Genomic DNA, 21749 nt, shown 5'->3' on the forward strand with positions numbered 1-21749 from the left:
GGTTCAGGCCGGCACGCCCTCCGAGAGCCCGAACCGGCGGTGCAGGGCCCGGAGCGGCCGCGGCGCCCACCACGCCCGCTCCCCCAGCAGCCGGATGCTCGCCGGCACCAGCACGCCTCGCACGAGCGTGGCGTCGATCAGGATGGCCAGCCCGGTGCCGAGCCCGAAGAACTGGATGAAGCTCACCGAGCTGACCAGGAACGCGAAGAAGCTGATCGCGATCAGGGCCGCGGCCGTGCTGACGATCCGGCCGGTGTGGGCCAGTCCGTGGACCAGGGCCTGCTCGTTGTCCCTGCCGAGGTCGCGCATCTCCTTGATCCGGCCCATCACGAAGACCTCGTAGTCCATCGACAGGCCGAAGGCGACGCAGAAGAGCAGCACCATCATGGAGCTGTCCATCGGCTGCGGCGTGAAGCCGAGCAGCCCCGCCAGGTGGCCGTCCTGGAACACCCACACCATCGCGCCGAGGGTGGCCGCGAGTCCGACCGCGTTGAGCAGCAGGGCCCGGACCGGCTGCACGACGCTGCCGGTGAACAGGAACAGGATCACCATCGTCGTCAGCACCAGCCACCCGGCGACGATCGGCAGCCGGTTGCCGATGCCGGTCATCTGGTCGTGCAGCTCGGCACTCGCGCCGCCGACCAGCGCCTCGACCCCGTCCGGCGGCGGCACCGCCCGCACGTCCTCGACCAGGTCGCGGGCCGCCCCCGAGCGCGGGTCGAGGTCGGTGACCACGGACACGAGCGAGGCACCCTCGCCGGGGCGGGTCTCGATGCGGACCACGCCGGGCAGCGCGCCCAGCCGCTCGGCGTACGACGCCAGGTCGGCCTCGTCGACGGCCGAGGTCGTGACGACGGAGATCGGGTGGGTGCCGTCGCCCGCGAAGTCCTCGCGGAGCAGGTCGCCCGCCTGCCGGCTCGAGGCACTGGTCGGCAGCACGCGGTCGTCGGGGGTGCCGAGCTCGATGCCGGCGAGCGGCACGGCCATCAGCAGCAGGCCGGCGAGGACCGGCAGCGCGCTCAGCACCGGGCGGCGGACGACGAAGCGCGCGAGTCGCGCCCAGGCGGGCGCCTCCTCGCCGCGGATGCCGCGGACCCTCGGGACCCGCCAGGCGTCGATGCGGTCGCCGAGCAGGCTCAGTGCCGCGGGCAGGATCACGACCGCACTGAACGCGGTGATCAGCATGACGCCGATGCCGGCGTAGGCGAACGAGCGCAGGAAGTACATGGGAAAGACCAGCAGCGCGGACAGTGCGACGGCGACGGTGGTCGCGCTGAAGGTGATCGTGCGGCCGGCCGTCTCCACCGCCCGTCGCACGGCGGCCGTGTGGTCGCGTCCCGCCGCGCGCTCCTCGCGCACCCGCGCCACCATCAGCAGCCCGTAGTCGACCGCCAGGCCGAGGCCGAGGCCGGTGGTGAGGTTGACCGCGTAGATCGAGACGTCGGTGGCGGAGCCGAGGATCGAGAGCTCGGCGAACGTGCCGAGGATCGCGGCCATGCCGACGCCGAGGGTGACCAGGGCGCCCACGACGTTGCCGAACGCGAGCACCAGCAGGACGAGGATCAGCGGGATGGCGATGCTCTCGGCGAGGCCGAGGTCCTTGCCGATCTGGCTGCCGATCTCCTCCCCCACGACCTCACCGCCGCCGATGTCAACGCGGAGCGCGCCGTCGGTGGAGCCGTACTCGTCGAGCACCCTGCCCGGGTCGGCGTCGGTGCCCTTCGCCGTCGTCGCGGTGACCAAGGCGTGGCCGCCGTCGGTCGCACGGAGCGGACCAGCCCGGCTGTCGAAGTACGACGTGACGTCGGCCAGGTCCGGGTCGGACCGCAGCCGCTCGGTCAGCTCGCGGCCCGCCGCGGCGGAGGCGGGCGAGTCGACGTCACCGTCGACGGCCTCGACGACGAGGACGTAGTCGGACGTACCGGCGAAGCGGTCCTCGAGCAGCGCGGCGGCCCGGCTGCTGTCGGAGGCGGGGTCGTCGAACCCCTCGGTCTCGAGCTTGCTGAACGCGCCCACGCCGACGACGGCGGCGAGCACCACCCCGAGCACACCCAGCGCGAGCACGCCGCGAGCCCGCCGGGTGACCAGGTCTCCGATCCAGCGGAACATGGCTTCCTCCAATGTGTACGGACGTAAACTTTGTGGGTGTTAACTTGGCATGGATGTGTACGGGTGTCAACATGTCTCCCGTGAACGATGCGAGCCGCAGCAGGTACCACCACGGTGACCTGCGCAACGCCCTGGCCCGGGCCGCCGCCGAGCTGGCCACGACCGGCGGCCCCGACGCCGTGACCATCCGCGGCGCGGCCCGCGAGGTGGGCGTGACCCCCACGGCGGCGTACCGGCACTTCGCGAACCAGTCCGACCTGCTCGAGGCCGCGCGCGCCCTGGCCATGGACGGGATGGCCGCCGCGATGGCGGACTTCCTGCAGCGCGTGCCCGAGGACGCGGACCCGGTCGCCCGCGCGATCGACCGGCTGGAGTCGACCGGACGCGGCTACATCCGGTTCGCGCTCGACGAGCCGGGGATCTTCCGCACCTGCTTCACCGGTCAGCTCCGGGCGCCGTCGGAGCCGGTGCCGACGGACCCCGACCCGTACGTCCTGCTCGGCACGATGCTCGACGAGCTGGTGGCGGTCGGCTACCTCGCGCCCGAGGACCGGCCGGGCGCCGAGGCCGGGCCGTGGGCCGCGGTGCACGGACTGGCGATGCTGCTCATCGACGGCCCGCTCAAGGACATGCCCGACGCCGAGCGGGAGGCCGCGATCGACCGGACGCTGGAGATGACCACCCGCGGACTGGCCACCGGCCCCGCGGCCCGGCCGAAGCACTAGTCTCGGCCGGGTGAGCGAGGAGCTGATCGACTACGCGCAGTGGGGTGAGCGGTTCTTCACGACCGCCGTGACCGTCGAGCGCGTGCTCAACGGGGTCAACGTGCTGTCCGGACGGCCGATCGACGTCGGCCCGCTCGGCGTCGGGCCGGGCCGGATCGCGAAGGTGACGGCGCAGGGCCGGATCGGCACCGCCACCGGCCAGCGCGTCGGCGCCAGCCCCGTCTCCTTCCACGTCGACCTCCCGGTCACGCTGAAGTTCAGCATCGACCTCGGCATGGACAAGCAGAACTTCGACGCCGACATCACCGTGCCGCTGGTCATCACCGCGCACGGCCGCGCCGACCTGGCGATCGCCCTCGAGGTCACACCGCCGGAGACCAACCAGGTCGTCGTACGGCTGAAGGCGCAGGGGCTGCGCGCGTCGCTGACGAGCAAGGCCGCCAACGTCGAGGGCGAGCTGCGCCGCTTCGTCGCGAAGTACGTCGCCAAGGAGCTCGACAAGCCCTACGTCCGCGACGCCACGGTCATCGACGTCGGCGCCGCGATCGAGAAGGCGGCCGCCGGGTTGGGCCCGCGCGAGGAGAGCCCGATGGCCGACGAGCTCACCGACGACCTGCCCGCCGCCATGGAGGCGGAGCTGGAGCACACCGCCCAGCTGTTCATCGACTCGAGCGAGGACCCCGAGTGAAGCCCTATCCCCCGGCGCCGTGGCACATGCACGGCTCCCTGTGGCTGTCCGCCTTCAAACTGCGCGAGGACGTCGACGAGCGCCACCCCGCCGGGACGTACGGCGTCGCACTGGTCTCCTACGAGGACCCGAGCCCGTTGACCTACCACGAGCTCCTCGTCGCCCGGACCACCACGAATCGCGCCGGCAAGGGTGCCGTGACGATCACCGACATCTGGGTGGACTCCGCGGCCTCGCAGGCCGGTGGCCGCGAGCTGTGGGCGATCCCCAAGGAGCTGTGCGACTTCGACATGGAGAGCAGCTTCCGCGGCCCGGTCACCTCGACCGACTGGACGGCCACGATCGACCGGCGCCCGATCGTCTCGGCCCAGTTCACCGACGTCTCGCGCGCGGCGATCCGGATGCCGTTCACCGGCCTGGTCGAGCAGCCCGGCATCGCCGAGCACCCCGAGATCGCCGACGTGGTGATGAAGGGCAACGCCAAGGCATTCCCCTGCCGATCGCGCTGGAGCTTCGCCAGCGACGGGCCCCTCGCGTTCCTGCAGGGGGCCCGTCGGCTGGGGTCGTTCCGGATGGCGGGCTTCCGGCTCGCCTTCGAGTAGCCGGACTACTCCGCGTCGAGGTCCTGCTCGACGAGGGCAGCGATCGCGGCGACGTCCGCCTCCACCTCGCCGGAGACCTCGACCTGGTCGCCGTTGCCGGCACCGAGGGTCATGATCAGCAGCGCGGAGCTGGCGTCGACAGCCTCGTCGCCGGGAACCCCGAGGAGGACCTCGGAGTCGAGCTCGGCCGCGGCCTCGGAGATGATCGCGGCGGGACGGGCGTGGAGGCCGACGGCGGAGCCGACGGTCACGGTCACGGTGTGCATGGTTCTTCCTCTCGGTCGGTACGACGGATCGTCTCAGGCGGCGACGGTCTCGAGCGTGACGTCGACCGGCGTCGTGCGCCCGATCGACTTGAGGGCCACCACGGCAGCAGCAGCGACGACCGTGCCCGCGACGAGGGCGATGAAGAACCCGAGCACGCCGTCCACGGCGAAGAGCACGAAGATGCCTCCGTGCGGTGCCCGCAGGCTGACGTCGAGCGCCTCGGCGAGGCCTCCCGTGACCGCACTGCCGAGCACGATCGACGGGATCACCCGCAGCGGGTCGGCGGCGGCGAACGGGATCGCCCCCTCGGAGATGAACGACGCACCGAGCAGCCAGGCGGCCTTGCCGTTCTCCCGCTCCGCGGAGGTGAACAGGTTCGGTCGGACGACGGTGGCCAGCGCCAGGGCCAGCGGCGGCACCATGCCGGCGAGCATCACGGCCGCCATGATCTTCAGCTCGGGGGCGTCGCTGGCCAGGCTCGCGCCGCCGATGCCGACGACGGCGAAGCTGTAGGCGACCTTGTTGAGCGGGCCGCCCATGTCGAAGGCCATCATCATGCCGAGGACGACACCCAGGATGATCGCGTTGGACCCGCTCATCTCGTTGAGGCCGTCGCTCAGGCGCTCCATCAGCCAGGTGATCGGGCGGCCCAGCAGGAGCAGCATGATCAGTCCCGCGACGATGCTGGTGACCAGCGGGATCACCAGCACCGGCATCAGGCCGCGCGCCCAGGTCGGCACCCGCCAGCGCGAGACCCAGAGCGCGATGACGCCGGCGAGGGTGCCGCCGACGATGGCGCCGATGAACCCGGTCTGCGGTGCATCCGGGGACACGGCACCCACACTGCCGAACGCGGCGAGGTTGGTGGCGAGGGCGCCCATGATGAAGCCCGGCGCCAGGCCGGGCCGGTCGGCGATCGCGTAGGCGATGTAGCCGGCGAGCGCGGGCACGAACAGCGCGAACGCGGCCTTGCCGATCACGAACAGCAGCACACCGAGGTACAGCAGCACGCCCGAGTCGAACGCGACGTGGTCCAGGCCGTACGCCGCCGCGGACGGCGGGTCGAACAGGCTGTGCTTGACGAGGATGTCGCCCGCGACGTTGGCACTGTCGTAGCCGCCCAGCAGGAAGCCGAGCGCGATCAGGAGACCGCCGGCCGCGACGAACGGGATCATGTACGACACGCCGGTCATCAGCACGCGACGGGCCCGGCCACCCCACGACTCCCCCGCAGTCGCCGTGGGGTCGCCGGCCGTCGCCGAGCCCTCGACCCGCGCCGCGGCCGGGTCGTCCGCCGCGCGCAGCGCCTCGGCGATGACGGCGTCACCGTCGTCGATCGGCCGCTTCACACCCATGGAGACGACCGGCTTGCCAGCGAAGCGGTGCTTGTCGCGCACGCCCACGTCGGTCGCGAAGACCACCGCGTCGGCGGCCGCGATCGTGGCCGCGGGCAAGGGCGTCGACCCGGCCGAGCCCTGGGTCTCGACGGCGATCTCGACACCGGCACGTGACGCGGCGGCCTCGAGCGCCTCGGCCGCCATGTAGGTGTGCGCGATGCCGGTCGGGCACGACGTCACGGCCACGAGGCGTCGTACGACGGCCGGGCCGGCCACGGCAGGAGCCGGGGCCTGCGCGGGCGCGGCCGGCGGGTCCACCACGGCCTGGACGATGGCGACCACGGCCTCCGGCGTGGCGGCCGAGCGCAGCGCGTCGGTGAACTCCGGCTTCACCAGCGACCGGGCCAGCTTGGCGAGGATCTGCAGGTGCGCGTTGCCGCCGCCCTCGGGCGCGGCGATCAGGAACACCAGGTCGGCCACGCCGTCCTTGGCCCCGAAGTCGACGCCGGGCTGGAGCCGGGCGAAGGCGAGCGTCGGCTCGGTGACCGCGGTCGAGCGGCAGTGCGGGATGGCGATGCCGTCCTTCATGCCCGTCGCGGACTTCGCCTCGCGGGCGTGGAGGTCGGCGCGCAGCTGCTCGACGTCGGTCGCGCGACCGGCCTCGGTCACGCGGGCGGCGAGCGCGGCGATCACGGCGTCCTTGTCGGCGCCGAGCTCGTCGTCGAGGCTGACCAGCGCGGCTGTCATCAGCTCTGCCATGAGGGTTCTCCTTCGTGGGCGGTGGCGCTCAGGTCGAGCGCACGTACCCGGACCTCGTGGATCCGGACGTCATCGGGGGTGGGCACGGTGGTGCCGGGGAGGCCGGCGGCGGCACTCCCCCAGGCCACGGCGGCGGCGAGCCGCTCGGGGGCGGGAGCGCCGGCGAGGTCGGCGGCGAGGTAGCCGAACAGGCTGCTGTCGCCGGCACCGACGGTGCTGACGACCCGGGTGGGCGGGGGTACGGCGTGCCAGGCGCCGGTCGCGTCGACGAGCACCGCGCCCGCGCCGCCGAGCGTGGCGAGCACGGCACCGACACCCCGGTCGACCAGCGTGCGCGCCGCGGTCGCGACGAGGGCGGGGTCACCCTCGAGCGCGGACTCGTCGGCACCGACGATGGAGGCCAGCTCCTCGGCGTTGGGCTTCAGCAGGGACGGCGCGGTGCCGCGGGCGAGCCCGGCGACGACGGCCTCCAGCGCGGCGTCGCTCGTGTCGACCGCCACCCGGCGGCCGGTCGCGCGCAGCCGGGCGGCCAGGTCGGCGTACCAGTCGTCGGGGGCGCCGGGCGGCAGCGACCCCGCGAGCACGACCCAGCCGTCGGCGGGCTGCGCCAGCACCTGATCGGCGAGGGCGTCGAGGTCGGCCACGGAGACCGAGGCACCCGCAGCGTTGAGCTTGGTCGTCGTGCCGTCGGGCTCGGTCAGGGTCAGGTTGACCCTCATCGGCCCGGCGGGCGGCACCGGCGCGCTCGGCACACCGAGCCGGTCCAGCTCGGCGACGAACGGGTCGTCAGGAGCGACCGGCAGCACCGCGCAGGTCGGTACGCCGGCGGCGACACAGGCGCGTGAGATGTTCACGCCCTTGCCGCCCGGCTGGTCGAGGGCGTCCGCCACCCGGTGGACGCCGCCGCGCACCAGCGCGTCCGGCAGCACCAGGGTGCGGTCGATGCTCGGGTTGGGGGTGACGGTGACGATCACGCGGTCACGACCTCGACGCCGGCCGCGGCGTAGGCCTTGCGGTCGGCAGGGCGCAGGCCGCGGTCGGTGACCAGCGTGTCGACCTCGTCGAGCGCCGCGAAGCGGACCGCGGTCTCCACGCCGGCCTTGGAGGAGTCGACGAGGCCGACCACCCGTTCGGCCGAGAGGACGAAGGACCGCTTGGTCGCGGCCTCCTCGCTGTCCGGGGTCGAGAGCCCGTGACCGACGCTGACGCCGTTGGCGCCCATGAACGCCATGTCGACCCGCAGCGCGCCGACCGCGGCGACGGTCGCGGCGCCGACCGCAGCGTGGGTGTTGGTGCGCACCCGGCCCGGCAGCAGGTGCAGCTCGATGCCGGCGTTGCCGGCGAGCCGGGCCGCGATGGACACGCTGTGGGTGAACACCACCAGCCGGTGGCTGCCCGGCAGCGCGTCGGCGAACCGGGCGGTCGTGCTGCCCGCGTCGAGCAGGATCGAGGCACCCGGCGGCGGGAGCAGGTCGAGGGCGGCGCGGGCGATCTGCGCCTTCGCCTCGGTGTTGGCGGCGTCGCGCTCGACGATCCCCGGCTCGAGGGTGGAGAGGGCGGAGGCCGGCACGGCACCGCCGTGGACCCGCCGGAGCACGCCCAGGGCTTCGAGCGCGGTGAGGTCACGTCGTACGGTCTCGGTCGTGACGTCGAACAGCTCGGCGATCTCCGCGACCGACATGCGGCCCCGGTCCCCGACCTGGCGGGCGATGGCCTGCTGGCGCTCCTCGGCGTACATCTGTGACCTCCCTCACGAATCTGTGTTTATGTTGTTTTATGCCCGTTTCTGTTGCTTGTCAAGGGGTGCGCGGTCTAGCGTGTGAGCATGGTCACCACGTTCCACGGCACCCCGGTCGTCCCCGGCATCGCCCACGGGCCGGCCCAGCTCACCGTCTCCGACGTCTCCCCCGACGCCCTCGCCCGGTACGGCGACGGCGGCCACGCCGACGAGGAGGCCGCCCTCGCGGCCTACGACACGGCGGTCGAGACGGTGGCCGAGGGCTTCCGCCGCAAGGCGGCGGCCGCCGACGGAGCGACGGCCGGCGTGCTCACCGCCAGCGCCGGCCTGGCGACCGACCGCGGCCTGCGCTCCGCGGTCCGCAAGAACCTGCGTGCCGGCGAGCCGCTGCTCGCCGCCGTCGACCACGCGGTCGAGCAGTTCGTCACCGTGTTCACCGGCATGGGCGGGCTGATGGCCGAGCGGGTCACCGACCTGCGCGACATCCGCACCCGCGTGGTCGCGCGGCTGGTCGGCGAGCCCGAGCCCGGCGTCACCCTGCCCGACGAGCCGGTGGTGCTGGTCGCCACCGACCTGGCGCCGGCCGACACCGCCGGCCTGGACCCGGCGCTGGTCCTGGCCCTGGTCACCGAGCGCGGCGGCCCGACCAGCCACACCGCGATCATCGCGCGCCAGCTGGGCATCCCCTGCGTGGTCGGTGCGGCCGGCGTCGTCGCCGCGGTCGCCGGCCACACGCTCCTGGTCGACGGTGCGACCGGCACGGTCGAGCTCGACCCCGAGCCGGGGGCCGCGGCCGAGCGGGTCGCGGCCGACACGCAGGAGCGGGCGGCGCTGGCGCAGTGGGAGGGCCCGGGCCGCACGGCCGACGGCCACCCGGTGAAGCTGCTCGCCAATGTCGCCGACCAGACGTCCGCCGTGGCCGCCGCCGACGGCCCCGTCAGCGGCGTCGGCCTGTTCCGCACCGAGCTGAGCTTCCTCGACCGCGAGACCGAGCCGACGGTCGAGGAGCAGACGGCCGTGTACGCCGGCGTGCTGGCGCCCTTCGCCGCCGACGAGCGCTACGTCGTGGTGCGCACCCTCGACGCCGGCTCCGACAAGCCGATCGCGTTCGCGACCCACCCCGACGAGGAGAACCCGGCGCTCGGCGTCCGCGGCCTGCGGCTGTCCTTCACCGACCACGGCCTGCTCGACCGCCAGCTCGACGCGGTCGCCGCGGCAGCACAACGCAGCGGCGCCACCACCTGGGTGATGGCGCCGATGGTGGCGACGGTCGACGAGGCACGGGACTTCGCACGGTCGGCCCGTGCCCGCGGACTGGTGGCCGGCGTGATGATCGAGGTTCCGAGTGCCGCGCTCCTGGCCGACCGGATCCTGGCCGAGGTGGACTTCCTGTCGATCGGCACCAACGACCTGACGCAGTACACGATGGCGGCCGACCGGCTCTGCTCCGACCTGGCGCACCTCACCGACCCGTGGCAGCCGGCGGTGCTGCAGCTGGTGGCGATGACCGCGGCAGCGGGCGAGCGGGCCGACAAGCCGGTCGGGGTCTGCGGCGAGGCCGCCGCCGATCCCCTGCTGGCCTGCGTGCTGGTCGGCCTCGGGATCACGTCGCTGTCGATGGCCGCGGCCGCCGTACGGCCGGTGGGGGCGCGACTGGCGACCGCCACCCTCGAGCAGTGCCGGGAAATGGCGAACGCGGCGCTCGCGGCTGCGGATCCCTCCGCAGCACGCGAGGCCGCGCGCGCCGTGCTTGCCTGACGAAGGTCAGGCGGGGTCGATCTCGTCGATGGCCGGAGCCTCGACGGCCTTCTCCTCGCCGTGCTCGGCGAGAGCCCGGCGCGAGGAGTCGCGGATCTCGAAGACCTCGGTCGCGAACCCACCCACCGCGGCGGCGACGTCGCCGACCGCCTTGGTCAGGATCGTGGCGACCTCGCCGACGGTGGTGGCCGCCGCCTCGGCACCGGCCTGGATGGCGTCCTTGGCGATCTCGCCCTTGCTCAGGTGATCACGTCCACTCATGGCGAGCATTCTCCCCGCAAAGGGCTCAGGCGGCCAACGAGTCGTCGGTCACGGCCTGCGGACCGCGGACCGGGGCCTCCTTCTGGGCGCCGCCCGGGAAGGAGAGGCGCACGATCTTCGAGAAGACGCTGAAGAGCTGCTTGTGCAGCGGGCCCTTGTTGTAGGGCAGGCCGTAGCGCTCGCAGATCTCCTGCACCTCGACGGCCATCTCCGGGTAGCGGCGGGCCGGGATGTCGGGGAACAGGTGGTGCTCGATCTGGTGCGACAGGTTGCCGCTCATCACGTGCATCAGCTTGCCACCGGTGATGTTGGCCGAGCCGAGCATCTGGCGCAGGTACCACTGGCCGCGCGTCTCGTTCTCGGTCTCCTCGACCGAGAAGGACGCGACGCCGGCCGGGAAGTGGCCGCAGAAGATGATGTTGAAGGTCCACACGTTGCGGACCAGGTTGGCCACCGCGTTGCCGGCCAGGGTGCTCAGGAAGAGCGGGCCGGTCAGCGCCGGGAAGAGCACGTAGTCCTTGAGGACCTGCTTGCCCATCTTCTTGCGGATCCGGCGCCAGATGGGGGCGTTCTCGCCACCGAACATCTTGCGACGGCCCGCGAACACCTCCTCGGTCTCGAGGTCGTGCAGGGCCACGCCCCACTCGAAGAAGGTCATCAGCAGGAACGCCCACAGCGGGTTGCCCAGGTAGTAGGGGTTCCACTTCTGCTCCGGGTCCATGCGCAGGATGCCGTAGCCCACGTCGCGGTCCTTGCCGACCACGTTGGTGTAGGTGTGGTGCATGTAGTTGTGGCCGTACTTCCAGTTCTCGGCCGGCGCCATCGTGTCCCAGTCGAACATGCGGGAGTTGAACGACGGGTCGCCCATCCAGTCGTACTGGCCGTGCATCACGTTGTGGCCGATCTCCATGTTGTCGAGGATCTTCGACACGGAGAGGGCGGCGACGGCGGGCACCCAGCCGATCACGGGCAGGTAGAACAGCGCGCGGCCGGCGATCTCGAAGCTGCGCTGGGCCTTTACGACCTTGCGCAGGTACTCCGCGTCGACCTCGCCGAGGTCGGCGATGATGCGCAGGCGCAGGGCGTCCAGCTCGGCGCCCAGCTGGTCGATCTCGGCGTGGGTCAGGCCGTGGTACTTCTCGTCCGTGGTCGTGGCCACGGGCTCCATGAGCTCGGTCATCTCAGTCTCCTCAGAGGTCGATGTGGCAGTCACCGGCGGCGGCGGTCACGCAGATGCGGACCTCCTCGTCCGGCAGTGCGGACTCCTCGCCGGTCAGGATGTTGCGGACGGTGCCCGCGGTCTTGGTGCGGGTGCAGGAGAAGCAGATCCCCATGCGGCAGCCGAACTCCGGCTTCAGGCCGAGCTCCTCGGCCTGCTCGAGCAGGCTGGCGCCGGATGCCGCGACGGTCTTGCCGGAGCGGGTGAACGAGATGTCCCCCTCGATCTCCTCGCCGGGTTGGGCGGCCCGGGCGACGGCCGGCTTGAAGAACTCCATCCGCAGGCGGTCTGAGTCGCCGTACGCCGCCTTGACCAGCTCCACCAGGCCCGGAGGCCCACAGAGCCAGGTGTCGGTGTCCTTGTAGTCCGGCACGAGCCGGCGCAGCTCGAACTCGCTGAACACCTGGTCGCCGTGGCGCAGGTGGACGTCGACGCCGTTGTCGGCGGCGGCGATCTCGGCCAGCTCCTCGGCGAAGATCTGGTCCTCGGGGCTGCGCGCGAAGTGGAGGAAGGTCACCTTGCGGCCGGCGTGGGCCACCCCGTTGCGCTGGTAGCCGTCGCGGAGCAGGGTGCGGACCATCGACATCGCGGGCGTGATGCCCGAGCCACCGGTGATGAACACCAGCCGGCTGATCGTCGGCGTCGCCGGGCTCTCGACGAGGGTGAACTCGCCCTGCGCCTGGGACAGGTGGAGCACCTGGCCGGCCTGCGCCTCCCGGACCAGGTACGACGACACCTGGCCCTCGTCGTGGGCACGGATCGTGAGCGTGAACTGCTCGCCCCGGCCCGACGCGGCGGACGAGATCGAGAACGCACGGGTGAACCGCTTCGCGATCCCGGGGATCTCGACGCCGACCAGGACGTGCTGGCCGGCGCGGTGGCCGCGCCAGGTCGAGGTGGGCTGGAGGGTCAGGGTGGCGACCGGGGCGCTGCCGTCGGTCTCGCGGTGGATGGAGACGATCCGGGCCCGCACCTCGTGCGCGGCCCACATCGGGTTGAACCGCTCGAGGTAGCTGTCGACGCCGTGCGGGCTGGCGAGCGCCGTCACGAGCTTCGAGCGCAGCAGCAGGCCGAGCGGGCCGCCGCCTGCGCGGGCCTTGGCGGGGCGGGTGGGGAGGGCCGCCGGATCGGAGATGAGCGCGGTCATCGCGCCTCCTTCGGTGGAAAGTTTGGGTGTACGTCTGTACACCCAAACTCTGACGCCCCACCCGGCAGCAGGTCAACGACCGGAGGCCGTGACAGTGCACACATGTTCACTGAAGGTAGGATGGGTACATGACCGGGATTCGCGGCGAGCAGAAGGAGCGCACCCGTCGCGCGATCCTCGACGCGGCGCTGTCGCTGTCCGACGGATCCGCCCTCGTCGCCCTCTCGCTGCGCCAGGTCGCCAAGGAGGTCGGCATCGTGCCGACCGCGTTCTACCGGCACTTCCCCTCGATCGAGGACCTCGGCATGGCGCTCGTCGAGGAGTCCCTCGACACGCTGCGCACCCTGCTGCGCGAGCTGCGTCGTACCGCTGGCGACGACTTCCGGTCGATCATCGACGGCTCGGTCACCGTGCTGGTCACCCAGGTCCGCCAGGACCAGGCCCACTTCGGCTTCATCGCCCGTGAGCGCTTCGCCGGGCCGCCGGCCGTCCGCGAGGCGATCGCCCGGGGCATCGAGCTCGCCGAGCGCGAGCTCGCGATCGACCTGGCCCACCTCCCCGGCACCGACCAGTGGTCCGAGGAGGACCTGCGGGTGCTCTCGACCCTGATCGTGGGCGCGATGGTCGCCACCGCCGAGCGGCTGCTGACGGCCGGGTCCGGGTCGGACGCCGAGCGGAAGGTCGCCGACACCGCCCGCGCCCAGCTGCGGATGATGCTGATCGGCGCCATGCAGTGGCGCTCGCGGCCCTCCCCCTGATCCAGCACAGCAGGAACTCGTCACAACCAACCGGCCGTTCCCGGCGTCTCCCCTGGTGTCCTCCTCGACACCGAACCCCCAAGGGAGCCCCCACCATGTCCGTCTCGGCCCGCCTGCTCGTCCCGCTCGTCGCGCTCGCCGCCCTGCTCACGGGCGTCCCCGCGACGTCCGCCGCGCCGGCCCCCGTCTCCACGGCCGTCTCCACGGCCGCCACCGTGCCCACCACCCGCGTCGTGATCCGCGTCGCCGACTGCGAGGGCTGCGAGGTCTTCCTGCAGCAGGGCCTGCGCAGCTCCTGGTGGTCCAGCCGGGTCCACCGGGTCCACGACGGCCGTGCTGTGTTCGTCGTACCGTCGCGCCACACGCGCGGCATGTCCGTCGGCATCACCGGCACGTGGGAGGCGACCAGCCCGCACCCGTCCGGGTTCCAGTCGATCGTCACACTGCGCTACCGCGGCATCGCCGCCGGCACGCGGGTCACCCGCGCGGTCGCGTCGAGCAAGCGCTACGGCTCCGCCTGCTTCCCCGGTACGACGGCCGAGCGCCTCGTGGTCCCCATCCAGGCCCGCAAGGTCCGGGTCCCCGGCAACGGCGGCCCGGCGCTCAGCACGCTGGCCTGGGCGAGCCCGCAGACCCGCACCATGGCCGGGACGATGGAGCGGACCTACCGCGGCGTCTTCGGCGCCCAGGACGTCGTGCCCTGCTTCTGAACCGTCGTTGCCCGCGGCGGCGGGGTCATGCTCGTCACGTTCGGTGGACGCGAAGTTACCGACCAGTCACCATGGCGCGGTGCCCACCGCAGTCCAAAGCCTGACCACCGCCGCCCGCAATGCGTGGGCGATCTCCCCGCTCGGCCCCGGCGTCGAGCAGTACGACGGCCTACCGGCCACCGTGCTCAGTGACGAGCCGCACCGCCGGCTCACCCGGTACGACCGCGAGGCCCCGGCCACCGCGCCGCGCCCCGTCCTGCTCGTCCCGCCGCTCGCCGTCTCCGCGCGCTGCTTCGACCTGCGGCCCGGCCAGAGCCTGGCCGCCCACCTCGTCGGGACCGGGCGCGCGACGTACCTCGTCGACTACGGGGCCATCGGCTTCGCCGACCGGGCGATGGGCTTCGAGACCTGGGTGGACGACATCCTCCCGACCGCGATCCACGCGGTGCTCGACGACCACGCCGAGGCCGGCGACCGTGCCGACGGCGTCGACCTCGTCGGCTGGTCCCTCGGCGGCACGATGAGCCTGCTCACCGCCGCGGCGCACCCCGACCTGCCGATCGCCTCACTGACCGCCTTCGGCACGCCGATCGACTACTCGAGGATCCCGGCGGTCCAGCCGCTGATCGCCGCCGACCGCCTGCTCGGCTCCCGCGTCGCGACCGCCCCGACCGCCGCGCTCGGCGGCGTGCCGCGGCACCTGGTGCGCGCGAGCTACCGTGCGATGGCGCCCCGGCGTGAGCTGACCAAGGCCTACCACCTGGCGAAGAACATCCTCGACACCGAGACCCTCGCCCGCACCACCGCCATCGACGGCTTCATCGCCGAGATGCCGGGCTACCCGGGCCGGGCCTACCACCAGATCCACACCCGCCTGATGGCCCGCAACGAGCTGGCCTCCGGCACCGTGCACCTGGGCCGCGGTCGCGAGGTGCGCCTCGCCGACGTCCGCACCAAGGTGCTGTTCGTCGGCAGCGAGACCGACAACATCGCCGACGGCCCCGCCGTCCGCGCTGGCGCCGACGTGGTCCCCGGCGCGACGTACGCCGCCGCCGACGGCCTCAGCCACCTCGGCCTGGTCGCCGGGCCGCGCGCGGCCGCGCTCAGCTGGCCGCTGATGGACGCCTTCTTGGGCTGACGCCCCGGGGGTTGGTGACGCATTCCTGCGGTTGTCGGCCGTTGCAACCGTCAACAACCGCAGGAATCCCCGCCGGAGCGGGGATTCCTGCACCTGGCGACAGGGCAGCTCAGTGGCCGCCGTGCGCCCCCTCGGGCGCGTTCGCCTTCGACGGCAGCAGCAGCGCCATCGCGATCACCACGACGCCGATCACCGCACCGGCGAAGAAGGCCCACTGGAGGCCGCCCATGAAGGCGTCGGCGTCGTTGACGCCGTCCGCGGCCAGGCTCTCCGTGCGGTTGGTCATGATCACGACCAGCAGCGCAGTGCCGATCGCGCCGGAGACCTGCTGGAGCGTCCCGAGCAGCGAGCTGCCGTGCGAGTACAGCTGCGGCGACAGGTCACCGAGGCCGATGGTGAACACGGGCGTGAAGATCATCGCCAGGCTGACCATCAGCGCAACGTGGAGCGCCAGGATCGCGGCATAGGGCGTGTCCACGCCGATGCGGCTCATGCCGAAGAGCAGCGCGACCATCGCCACCGCGCCCGGGATGACGAGCGGGCGGGCGCCGATCCGGTCGTAGGCCTTGCCGACCTGCGGGCCGAGCAGGCCCATCGCCAGACCACCGGGCATGACCAGGAGACCGGTCTGCAGCTCAGTGAGGCCCCGGAGGTTCTGCAGGTAGAGCGGCAGCAGGATCATCGAGCCGAGGAAGGCCATGAAGCCGGCCGACATCAGCACGAGCGACACGGTGTAGTTGCGGTGGCGCAGGGTGCGCAGGTCCATCAGCGGGCGCTCGAGGCGCTGGAGACGCAGCTGCAGCACGGCGAAGGCGGCGATCAGGACCACGCCACCGCCGATCAGGGCGGTCGGCAGCGGCCACTCGGCGTTGCCGACCTTGCTGAGCCCGAAGACGAAGCTGCTGAAGCCGCCGGCGGCGAGCACGACGCTGGTCCAGCTGACCGGGCTGCTGGTGGTCTCACCGACGTTCTCGAGCTGGCGGAAGCCGAACAGGCCGACCAGGATCGCGATGGGCAGCACCGCGACGAAGATGAACCGCCACGAGCCGAGCTCGAGCAGGACACCGGACACGGCCGGGCCCATCGCCGGGGCGCAGGACATCGCCAGCGTGACCTGGCCCATGACACGACCGCGGTCCTGGGCGGCGACCACCGTCATCAGCGTGGTCATCAGCAGCGGCATCATGACCGCCGTACCGCCGGCCTGGACGACCCGGCCGACGAGCAGGAAGCCGAACGTCGGCGCAATGGCCGCGATCAGGGTTCCGGTGCTGAAGGTGATCATCGCGGTGGCGTACGCCGTGCGCGTGGTCACCCGCTGGAGGAACCACCCCGTGACCGGGATGACGGCAGCCATGGTCAGCATGAAGACCGTCAGCGCCCACTGGGCGGTGCTCTCGGTGATCTTGAAGTCCGACATCAGCGTCGGGACGGCGTTGACCAGGGTGGTCTCGTTGAGGATCACGACGAAGGTCGCCGCGACCAGGAGCTTGATCACGAGCGGAGTGCGGCCCGGGGTCCCCGCGCTGCTGAACTCCTGCTCGAAGTCGGCGATGTCGCCGGTCTCGGTGGGCCCGGTGGGCGCAGTCATGAGAGGTCCTATCGGTTGGTTGGCGTGGTCCAGCGGTGGCCGACCAGGGTGACGCCGGATCGAGTCGGGCGGCCGCCGCTTCACCAGTTCCACGAACGAGCCGACACCGTTTCGACATGTCCGGGGCAGAAAAATCATCGGTCCGCCCCGGGACACTGACAGGAGTCAATCGTCCAGCACCGACAGTCATTCCCGCCAACGGTTAAATCGACGGGAGCAGGTGGGGATCAGCGGGTGAAGACGATCTTCCCGAACACGTCGCCGGAGGCCATGGCCGCGAAGCCGTCGCGCGCCTCGGTCATCGGCAGCACGCGGTCGATCACCGGCCGGGCGCCGGTCGCGTCGAGCATCGTGACCAGGGACGCGAGCTCGTCGCGGGTGCCCATCGTCGAGCCGATGACGCTGAGCTGGAGGAAGAAGATCCGGGTCAGCTCGGCGTCGTCGAGGTTCGGGCCGGACGTCGTGCCGGAGATGACGATCTTGCCGCCGGGGCGCAGCGCCCGGATGGAGTGCGACCAGGTCGCCCGGCCGACGGTCTCCATGACCGCGTCGACCTTGATCGGCAGCCGCGCACCGGACTCGAACACCTCGTGCGCGCCGAGCTCGAGCGCCTTGGCGCGCTTGGCCTCGTCACGGCTGGTGGCGAGCACCCGCAGGCCGCCGGCCCGTGCGAGCGTGATCAGCGCGGTCGCCACGCCGCCGCCGGCGCCCTGCACCAGGACGGTGTCGCCCGCCTTGAGGCCACCTTGGGTGAACAGCATCCGGTACGCCGTCAGCCAGGCCGTCGGGAGGCAGGCCGCCTCCTCGAAGGACATCGACGCGGGCTTCGGGACGACATTGCGGCGGGGCACGATCACCTGGTCGGCCAGCGTGCCCTGGTGCCGCTCGGAGAGCAGCGACCGGCGCGGGTCGAAGGTCTCGTCACCGGTCCACGCCGGGTCGGACACGACCGCGTGGACGACGACCTCGTTGCCGTCCTCGTCGTACCCGGCGGCGTCGCAGCCCAGGATCATCGGCAGCGCCTCGGCCTTGAGGCCCACGCCGCGCAGCGACCAGAGGTCGTGGTGGTTCAGCGAGGCGGCCTTGACGGTCACGGTCGTCCAGCCGTCGGGGGCGACCGGGTCGGGCCGTTCCCCCAGCACGAGGCCGGTCAGCGGGTCGTCGGCGGAGCTGGCGAAGGAGTCTGCGTAGACGGCGAACACGGACTCAACCTATCGAGGCCGCCGGTCACCCCGGCACCCCCGTTCGGGGTACGGACCCCGTCAGGCGCGGGCGACGCCGTCGCGGCGCGCGGCCTCGGCCACTGCCGCGGCGACCGCCGGACCGACCCGCGGGTCGAACGGCGACGGGATCACGAAGTCCTCGGCGAGGTCGTCGCCGACGAGGGCGGCCAGCGCGTCCGCGGCGGCCACCTTCATGTTCTCGGTGATCGAGCTGGCGTGGACGTCGAAGGCACCCCGGAAGATGCCCGGGAAGGCCAGCACGTTGTTGATCTGGTTGGGGAAGTCCGACCGGCCGGTCGCGACGACCCGGGCGTGGCGGTGGGCCACCTCCGGGTGCACCTCGGGGTTCGGGTTCGCCATCGCGAAGATGATCGCGTCGTCGGCCATCGTCGCGACGACCTCCTCCGGGACCGTGCCGCCGGAGACACCGATGTAGACGTCGGCGCCGTCGAACGCCTCGGCCAGCGTGCCGCGGCGGCCACACAGGTCTGCGGTGAGCTCGGCGAGCGCCTTCTTCGACGCGGTGAGGTCGGTGCGGTCGGAGCTGACGACGCCCTTGCGGTCGGTGACCGCGATGTCCTTGACGCCCGCGGCGAGCAGGATCTTGGCGATCGCCACGCCCGCGGCGCCGGCGCCGGAGATGACCACGCGGGTCGACTCGGCGGTGCGACCGGTGAGCTTGAGCGCGTTGACGAGGGCCGCGAGGGTCACCACGGCGGTGCCGTGCTGGTCGTCGTGGAAGACGGGGATGTCGAGGGCCTCCTTGAGGCGGTCCTCGATCTCGAAGCAGCGCGGGGCCGAGATGTCCTCGAGGTTGATGCCACCGAAGCTCGGCGCCAGCCGCACGACGGTCTCGATGATCTCCTCGACGTCGGTCGTCGCCAGGCAGATCGGGATGCCGTCGACGCCGCCGAACTGCTTGAACAGGACGGCCTTGCCCTCCATGACCGGCATCGCGGCGGCGGGGCCGATGTCGCCCAGGCCGAGCACGGCGGTGCCGTCGGTGACGATGGCGACCGTGTTGGGGACCCACGTGTAGTGGCGGGTCAGCTCGGGATCCGCTGCGATCGCCTCGCACACCTCGGCGACGCCGGGGGTGTACGCGAGCGAGAGCTGGTCCTTGGTGCTGACGTCGGCCGTGGGTACGGTCGCCATCTTCCCGCCGAGGTGCAGGTCGAACACCGGCTCGCCAGCGCGCGGGTGCGGGGTAGGAAGGTCAGCAGCCACGAAGAGCAATGCTCCCACACCGCCGACCTGCCACCGTCCGCAGTCCGGATGACACAGGTCACAGGGTGTCCTGCCGGGAGGTCAGAGCACCCGAGGACGCGGCCAGAGCCGCGCCCAGGCCACTCCGAGGACGTCCTCGGCGGCGATCGCCCCGCGGTGGCGGGAGTCCACGCCCTGCTCCGGGTTGTCGCCGAGCAGCCACCACCGCTCCCCCCGTGCCTCGGCCGCCCGCTTCACCACCGCGGTGCCGTCCGGGAAGCGCGCGACCACGACCCGACCCGGTCGGACGCGGGCGCCGTAGGCGACCAGCAGCCGGTCCCCGGGACGCAGCGTGGGCCGCATCGAGTCCCCCCGTACGACGGCGAGGCCGACCCGGCGTCGTACCGACGGGTGGTCCGCGTGCCGACCTCCCGTTGCCTCGGGTTCCATGCCGAGTAGTGTCGCAGTCAGCAGTTCGATTCCCCGTGACACAAGCCGAAACAGAGGAGAGGACCACATGTTCTCGCGTCTCACCCGCAAGCTCGTCGCCCCGTCGATCGAGGTCTCCGCCCACTGCGACCTGCCCTGTGGTGTCTACGACCCGGCCCAGGCCCGCATCGAGGCCGAGTCGATCAAGGCCGTCATCGCGAAGGTCGCCGACAGCGACGACCCGGACTTCCGCACGCGCGCGGTCCTGATCAAGGAGCAGCGCTCCGAGCTGGTCAAGCACCACCTGTGGGTGCTGTGGACCGACTACTTCAAGCCCCCGCACTTCGAGAAGTACCCGCAGCTCCACACGCTGGTCAACGAGGCGACCAAGCTCGCCGGTGCCGCCGGCACCAAGGGCACGCTCGACGCCGCCGTGGCCGACCAGCTGCTCGCGAAGATCGACGAGATCGCCGAGATCTTCTGGGAGACGAAGAAGTGAGCCGGAGCCAGCGAGCTCGCCTGCGTGACGGATTCTCGTCACGCGCCAAGGTGCGAGCTCGCTGGCTCGCGGCGAACGCCTGAAGTCGCGCGAGCGAAGCGAGCGCAGACGAAGAAGGCCTGAGGCAGGACCTTCGTCCTCTTTTCGGGAGCCGCGCACCCCTCGGGGTGCGCGGTTCCTGTCATTTCGGGCATCCCCGCCGATCGACCCCTCACGTACCCGGGCTCATCCCCTGACGCCCGGGGCCAACCGGAGGGAGACACCCCGCGATGCATCGCGCCCTGATCAAGCTCGTCCTCACCCTGGCCGTCGGCCTGGGCCTCACCCTGACGTCCGTCGGCGTCCCGGCCAACGCGGCGCCGGCCGCGGAGACCGCGGTCGCTGCCGCCCCCGCCACCGCCAACTGCAGCAGCCAGCAGGCTGCGTACGGCCAGTCGCAGGCCACCTACGCCAAGCGGCACCGCGCCTACCAGAAGGCCCGCACCGCGGTCCAGAAGGCCAACAAGGCGCTCAAGAAGGCCGCCGCCCACAAGGCCAAGGGCAAGAAGGCGAAGAAGGCCAAGAAGGCCAAGGTCGCCAAGGCGAAGCGGAACGTCGCCAAGACCAAGCGGACCTACGCCAAGGCCAAGGCCGCGCAGCGGAAGGCCGCCTCCGCCCGCGCCACCGCCCGGAAGCGCTACGAGGACTGCAAGGCCGTCCCCGCGGGTCCGACCGCGAGCCCGGTGCAGGCCCTGTGCGACGCCGGCATCCCGCAGCCGATCTGCGACACCCTGGCCAGCCTGATCCCGAGCGGCAGCACCGCCAGCCCGCTCGCCCTGCTGTGCAGCAGCGCCCCGCAGGCCCAGCCGCTGTGCGACCTGATCTCCACCGGCACCGCGCCCGACCCGGCCACGCTGCTCACGATCGTCGACCAGGTCCTCAGCGCCCTGGGCCTCGACGACCTGCTCGGCCAGCTGCTCGACGGCCTGGGCCTCGGCGACGTGCTCGACGAGACCGGTCTCGGCGACCTGCTCGACCTGCTCGGTCTCGGCGGCCTGCTGCCCTGACCCGCACCGGTACGACGGACGGCCGCGCCCCGCACGGGGCGCGGCCGTTCGTCGTCCCCGAGAAGGCCATGCCCTAGGCTCACCCCGAGTTCAGGTCCCCACTTCACTCGGAGGAGCGGCATGTCCGAGACGAGCGTCCCCGCGGCCGGCCCGGCCACGACCGATCCCGCGGAGGTCGAGCTGCGGCTGCCCGCCGACGGCGCATACGCCTCGGTGCTGCGCACCCTCACCGCGGGGCTGGCCGCCCGCCTCGACTTCACCCTCGACGACATCGAGGACCTGCGCATCGCCGTCTCGGAGGCGGCCGCGATGGTCCTCGACGAGGCCGACGAGGGGACCGTGCTCGACTGCCGCTTCCGCCTCCTGCCCGGTGAGCTGGCCATCACGATCGGCGCCGTCGCCCAGGAGCCCGCCGCCCCCGACTACGAGAGCTTCGGCTGGCAGGTCCTGGCGACCCTCGCCGCCGAGGCTGCCATCGACTCAGCCCCCGGCCACTACGCCGTGCGCCTGACGGTCCGGTCCTCGCTCGAGTCATGACC

22 protein-coding genes are annotated in these 21749 nt (G+C 72.2%); 10 read left to right on the forward strand and 12 right to left on the reverse strand.

Annotated elements, in window-relative coordinates:
* Window positions 1-3: 3 nt before the first annotated feature.
* Window positions 4-2109, reverse strand: coding sequence for an MMPL family transporter (locus tag ASE20_RS02210; RefSeq protein WP_056892873.1), 2106 nt, complete (start codon window positions 2107-2109; stop codon window positions 4-6).
* Window positions 2110-2189: 80 nt separating this feature from the next.
* Here ASE20_RS02210 and ASE20_RS02215 point away from each other — a divergent pair, with 80 nt between their 5' ends.
* From ASE20_RS02215 to ASE20_RS02225, 3 genes are read left to right on the forward strand one after another with little or no spacing between them, the layout of a single operon-like run.
* Window positions 2190-2834 (forward strand): TetR/AcrR family transcriptional regulator, encoded by a 645-nt coding sequence (locus ASE20_RS02215; RefSeq protein WP_200952680.1) that lies wholly within the window; start codon window positions 2190-2192, stop codon window positions 2832-2834.
* A 10-nt stretch (window positions 2835-2844) separates the two neighbouring features.
* Entirely contained in the window at window positions 2845-3522 is a 678-nt protein-coding gene (locus ASE20_RS02220) for a hypothetical protein (protein ID WP_056892875.1), read from the forward strand.
* Window positions 3519-4124, forward strand: coding sequence for an acetoacetate decarboxylase family protein (locus tag ASE20_RS02225; protein ID WP_056917930.1), 606 nt, complete (start codon window positions 3519-3521; stop codon window positions 4122-4124). Before ASE20_RS02220 ends, ASE20_RS02225 begins: the two co-directional genes overlap by 4 nt.
* A 5-nt stretch (window positions 4125-4129) precedes the next feature.
* Here the strand turns inward: ASE20_RS02225 and ASE20_RS02230 are convergent, their stop codons facing one another.
* Genes ASE20_RS02230 through ASE20_RS02245 form a run of 4 tightly spaced genes read right to left on the reverse strand, consistent with a single transcriptional unit; the run spans window position 4130 to window position 8225 of the window.
* Window positions 4130-4390 carry an HPr family phosphocarrier protein gene (locus ASE20_RS02230; protein ID WP_056892877.1) on the reverse strand — a complete coding sequence of 87 codons (261 nt, stop codon included), beginning with the start codon at window positions 4388-4390 and terminating at the stop codon, window positions 4130-4132.
* Between the two features lie 33 nt (window positions 4391-4423).
* Window positions 4424-6487, reverse strand: a complete 2064-nt coding sequence (locus ASE20_RS02235; protein ID WP_056892878.1) for a fructose-specific PTS transporter subunit EIIC — start codon at window positions 6485-6487, stop codon at window positions 4424-4426.
* Entirely contained in the window at window positions 6475-7461 is a 987-nt protein-coding gene (locus ASE20_RS02240; protein ID WP_056892879.1) for a 1-phosphofructokinase family hexose kinase, read from the reverse strand. Before ASE20_RS02240 ends, ASE20_RS02235 begins: the two co-directional genes overlap by 13 nt.
* Entirely contained in the window at window positions 7458-8225 is a 768-nt protein-coding gene (locus ASE20_RS02245; RefSeq protein WP_056892880.1) for a DeoR/GlpR family DNA-binding transcription regulator, read from the reverse strand. The genes ASE20_RS02240 and ASE20_RS02245 overlap by 4 nt, the downstream gene beginning before the upstream one ends.
* A gap of 87 nt (window positions 8226-8312) precedes the next feature.
* On the opposite strand from ASE20_RS02245, the gene ptsP reads away from it, so the two are divergent.
* Entirely contained in the window at window positions 8313-9983 is a 1671-nt protein-coding gene (gene ptsP, locus ASE20_RS02250; protein WP_056892881.1) for a phosphoenolpyruvate--protein phosphotransferase, read from the forward strand.
* A gap of 6 nt (window positions 9984-9989) precedes the next feature.
* Here the strand turns inward: ptsP and ASE20_RS02255 are convergent, their stop codons facing one another.
* The 3 genes from ASE20_RS02255 to ASE20_RS02265 are packed head-to-tail and all read right to left on the reverse strand — an operon-like array spanning window position 9990 to window position 12610.
* Window positions 9990-10244, reverse strand: a complete 255-nt coding sequence (locus tag ASE20_RS02255; RefSeq protein ID WP_056893084.1) for a hypothetical protein — start codon at window positions 10242-10244, stop codon at window positions 9990-9992.
* A 25-nt stretch (window positions 10245-10269) separates the two neighbouring features.
* The gene (locus tag ASE20_RS02260; RefSeq protein ID WP_082612070.1) at window positions 10270-11424 is read right to left on the reverse strand and encodes a fatty acid desaturase family protein; all 1155 of its coding nucleotides are present in this window, start codon (window positions 11422-11424) and stop codon (window positions 10270-10272) included.
* A 10-nt stretch (window positions 11425-11434) separates the two neighbouring features.
* Complete coding sequence (locus tag ASE20_RS02265; protein ID WP_082612071.1) at window positions 11435-12610, reverse strand: ferredoxin reductase; 1176 nt, start codon at window positions 12608-12610, stop codon at window positions 11435-11437.
* Between the two features lie 128 nt (window positions 12611-12738).
* On the opposite strand from ASE20_RS02265, the gene ASE20_RS02270 reads away from it, so the two are divergent.
* From ASE20_RS02270 to ASE20_RS02280, 3 genes are all read left to right on the forward strand, one after another.
* Window positions 12739-13368, forward strand: coding sequence for a TetR family transcriptional regulator (locus ASE20_RS02270; RefSeq protein WP_056892882.1), 630 nt, complete (start codon window positions 12739-12741; stop codon window positions 13366-13368).
* A 95-nt stretch (window positions 13369-13463) separates the two neighbouring features.
* Window positions 13464-14078, forward strand: a complete 615-nt coding sequence (locus ASE20_RS02275; protein WP_056892883.1) for a hypothetical protein — start codon at window positions 13464-13466, stop codon at window positions 14076-14078.
* A gap of 79 nt (window positions 14079-14157) precedes the next feature.
* Window positions 14158-15216, forward strand: coding sequence for an alpha/beta hydrolase (locus tag ASE20_RS02280; protein ID WP_056892884.1), 1059 nt, complete (start codon window positions 14158-14160; stop codon window positions 15214-15216).
* Between the two features lie 109 nt (window positions 15217-15325).
* Here the strand turns inward: ASE20_RS02280 and ASE20_RS02285 are convergent, their stop codons facing one another.
* The 4 genes from ASE20_RS02285 to sodX all read right to left on the reverse strand — a co-directional run bounded on the left by ASE20_RS02285 (window position 15326) and on the right by sodX (window position 19686).
* Window positions 15326-16807 carry an MDR family MFS transporter gene (locus ASE20_RS02285; protein ID WP_082612072.1) on the reverse strand — a complete coding sequence of 494 codons (1482 nt, stop codon included), beginning with the start codon at window positions 16805-16807 and terminating at the stop codon, window positions 15326-15328.
* A 227-nt stretch (window positions 16808-17034) separates the two neighbouring features.
* Complete coding sequence (locus ASE20_RS02290; protein WP_056892885.1) at window positions 17035-18009, reverse strand: zinc-binding dehydrogenase; 975 nt, start codon at window positions 18007-18009, stop codon at window positions 17035-17037.
* Window positions 18010-18069: 60 nt separating this feature from the next.
* Window positions 18070-19185: an NADP-dependent malic enzyme gene (locus ASE20_RS02295; protein ID WP_082612107.1), complete on the reverse strand. Its 1116-nt coding sequence runs from the start codon at window positions 19183-19185 to the stop codon at window positions 18070-18072.
* A gap of 153 nt (window positions 19186-19338) precedes the next feature.
* Window positions 19339-19686 (reverse strand): nickel-type superoxide dismutase maturation protease, encoded by a 348-nt coding sequence (sodX, locus tag ASE20_RS02300; RefSeq protein ID WP_056892887.1) that lies wholly within the window; start codon window positions 19684-19686, stop codon window positions 19339-19341.
* A gap of 67 nt (window positions 19687-19753) precedes the next feature.
* On the opposite strand from sodX, the gene sodN reads away from it, so the two are divergent.
* From sodN to ASE20_RS02315, 3 genes are all read left to right on the forward strand, one after another.
* The gene (gene sodN / locus ASE20_RS02305) at window positions 19754-20164 is read left to right on the forward strand and encodes a superoxide dismutase, Ni (RefSeq protein ID WP_056892888.1); all 411 of its coding nucleotides are present in this window, start codon (window positions 19754-19756) and stop codon (window positions 20162-20164) included.
* Window positions 20165-20433: 269 nt separating this feature from the next.
* The gene (locus tag ASE20_RS02310) at window positions 20434-21210 is read left to right on the forward strand and encodes a hypothetical protein (protein ID WP_056892889.1); all 777 of its coding nucleotides are present in this window, start codon (window positions 20434-20436) and stop codon (window positions 21208-21210) included.
* A gap of 120 nt (window positions 21211-21330) precedes the next feature.
* Window positions 21331-21747, forward strand: a complete 417-nt coding sequence (locus ASE20_RS02315; protein ID WP_056892890.1) for a hypothetical protein — start codon at window positions 21331-21333, stop codon at window positions 21745-21747.
* The last annotated feature ends 2 nt before the right edge of the window (window positions 21748-21749 follow it).

This window comes from Nocardioides sp. Root240, assembly GCF_001428825.1.
Lineage (GTDB): Bacteria > Actinomycetota > Actinomycetes > Propionibacteriales > Nocardioidaceae > Nocardioides.

What these genes read in the sequence shown, in the direction of transcription:
- ASE20_RS02210 (WP_056892873.1), bottom strand. Translation starts at nt 2,109, where the DNA reads ATGTTCCGCTGGATCGGAGACCTGGTCACCCGGCGGGCTCGCGGCGTG.
- ASE20_RS02260 (WP_082612070.1), bottom strand. Translation starts at nt 11,424, where the DNA reads ATGACCGAGCTCATGGAGCCCGTGGCCACGACCACGGACGAGAAGTAC.
- ASE20_RS02235 (WP_056892878.1), bottom strand. Translation starts at nt 6,487, where the DNA reads ATGGCAGAGCTGATGACAGCCGCGCTGGTCAGCCTCGACGACGAGCTC.
- ptsP (WP_056892881.1), top strand. Translation starts at nt 8,313, where the DNA reads ATGGTCACCACGTTCCACGGCACCCCGGTCGTCCCCGGCATCGCCCAC.
- ASE20_RS02285 (WP_082612072.1), bottom strand. Translation starts at nt 16,807, where the DNA reads ATGACTGCGCCCACCGGGCCCACCGAGACCGGCGACATCGCCGACTTC.
- ASE20_RS02310 (WP_056892889.1), top strand. Translation starts at nt 20,434, where the DNA reads ATGCATCGCGCCCTGATCAAGCTCGTCCTCACCCTGGCCGTCGGCCTG.
- ASE20_RS02265 (WP_082612071.1), bottom strand. Translation starts at nt 12,610, where the DNA reads ATGACCGCGCTCATCTCCGATCCGGCGGCCCTCCCCACCCGCCCCGCC.
- ASE20_RS02255 (WP_056893084.1), bottom strand. Translation starts at nt 10,244, where the DNA reads ATGAGTGGACGTGATCACCTGAGCAAGGGCGAGATCGCCAAGGACGCC.
- ASE20_RS02295 (WP_082612107.1), bottom strand. Translation starts at nt 19,185, where the DNA reads ATGGCGACCGTACCCACGGCCGACGTCAGCACCAAGGACCAGCTCTCG.
- ASE20_RS02275 (WP_056892883.1), top strand. Translation starts at nt 13,464, where the DNA reads ATGTCCGTCTCGGCCCGCCTGCTCGTCCCGCTCGTCGCGCTCGCCGCC.
- sodX (WP_056892887.1), bottom strand. Translation starts at nt 19,686, where the DNA reads ATGGAACCCGAGGCAACGGGAGGTCGGCACGCGGACCACCCGTCGGTA.
- ASE20_RS02230 (WP_056892877.1), bottom strand. Translation starts at nt 4,390, where the DNA reads ATGCACACCGTGACCGTGACCGTCGGCTCCGCCGTCGGCCTCCACGCC.
- sodN (WP_056892888.1), top strand. Translation starts at nt 19,754, where the DNA reads ATGTTCTCGCGTCTCACCCGCAAGCTCGTCGCCCCGTCGATCGAGGTC.
- ASE20_RS02315 (WP_056892890.1), top strand. Translation starts at nt 21,331, where the DNA reads ATGTCCGAGACGAGCGTCCCCGCGGCCGGCCCGGCCACGACCGATCCC.
- ASE20_RS02270 (WP_056892882.1), top strand. Translation starts at nt 12,739, where the DNA reads ATGACCGGGATTCGCGGCGAGCAGAAGGAGCGCACCCGTCGCGCGATC.
- ASE20_RS02245 (WP_056892880.1), bottom strand. Translation starts at nt 8,225, where the DNA reads ATGTACGCCGAGGAGCGCCAGCAGGCCATCGCCCGCCAGGTCGGGGAC.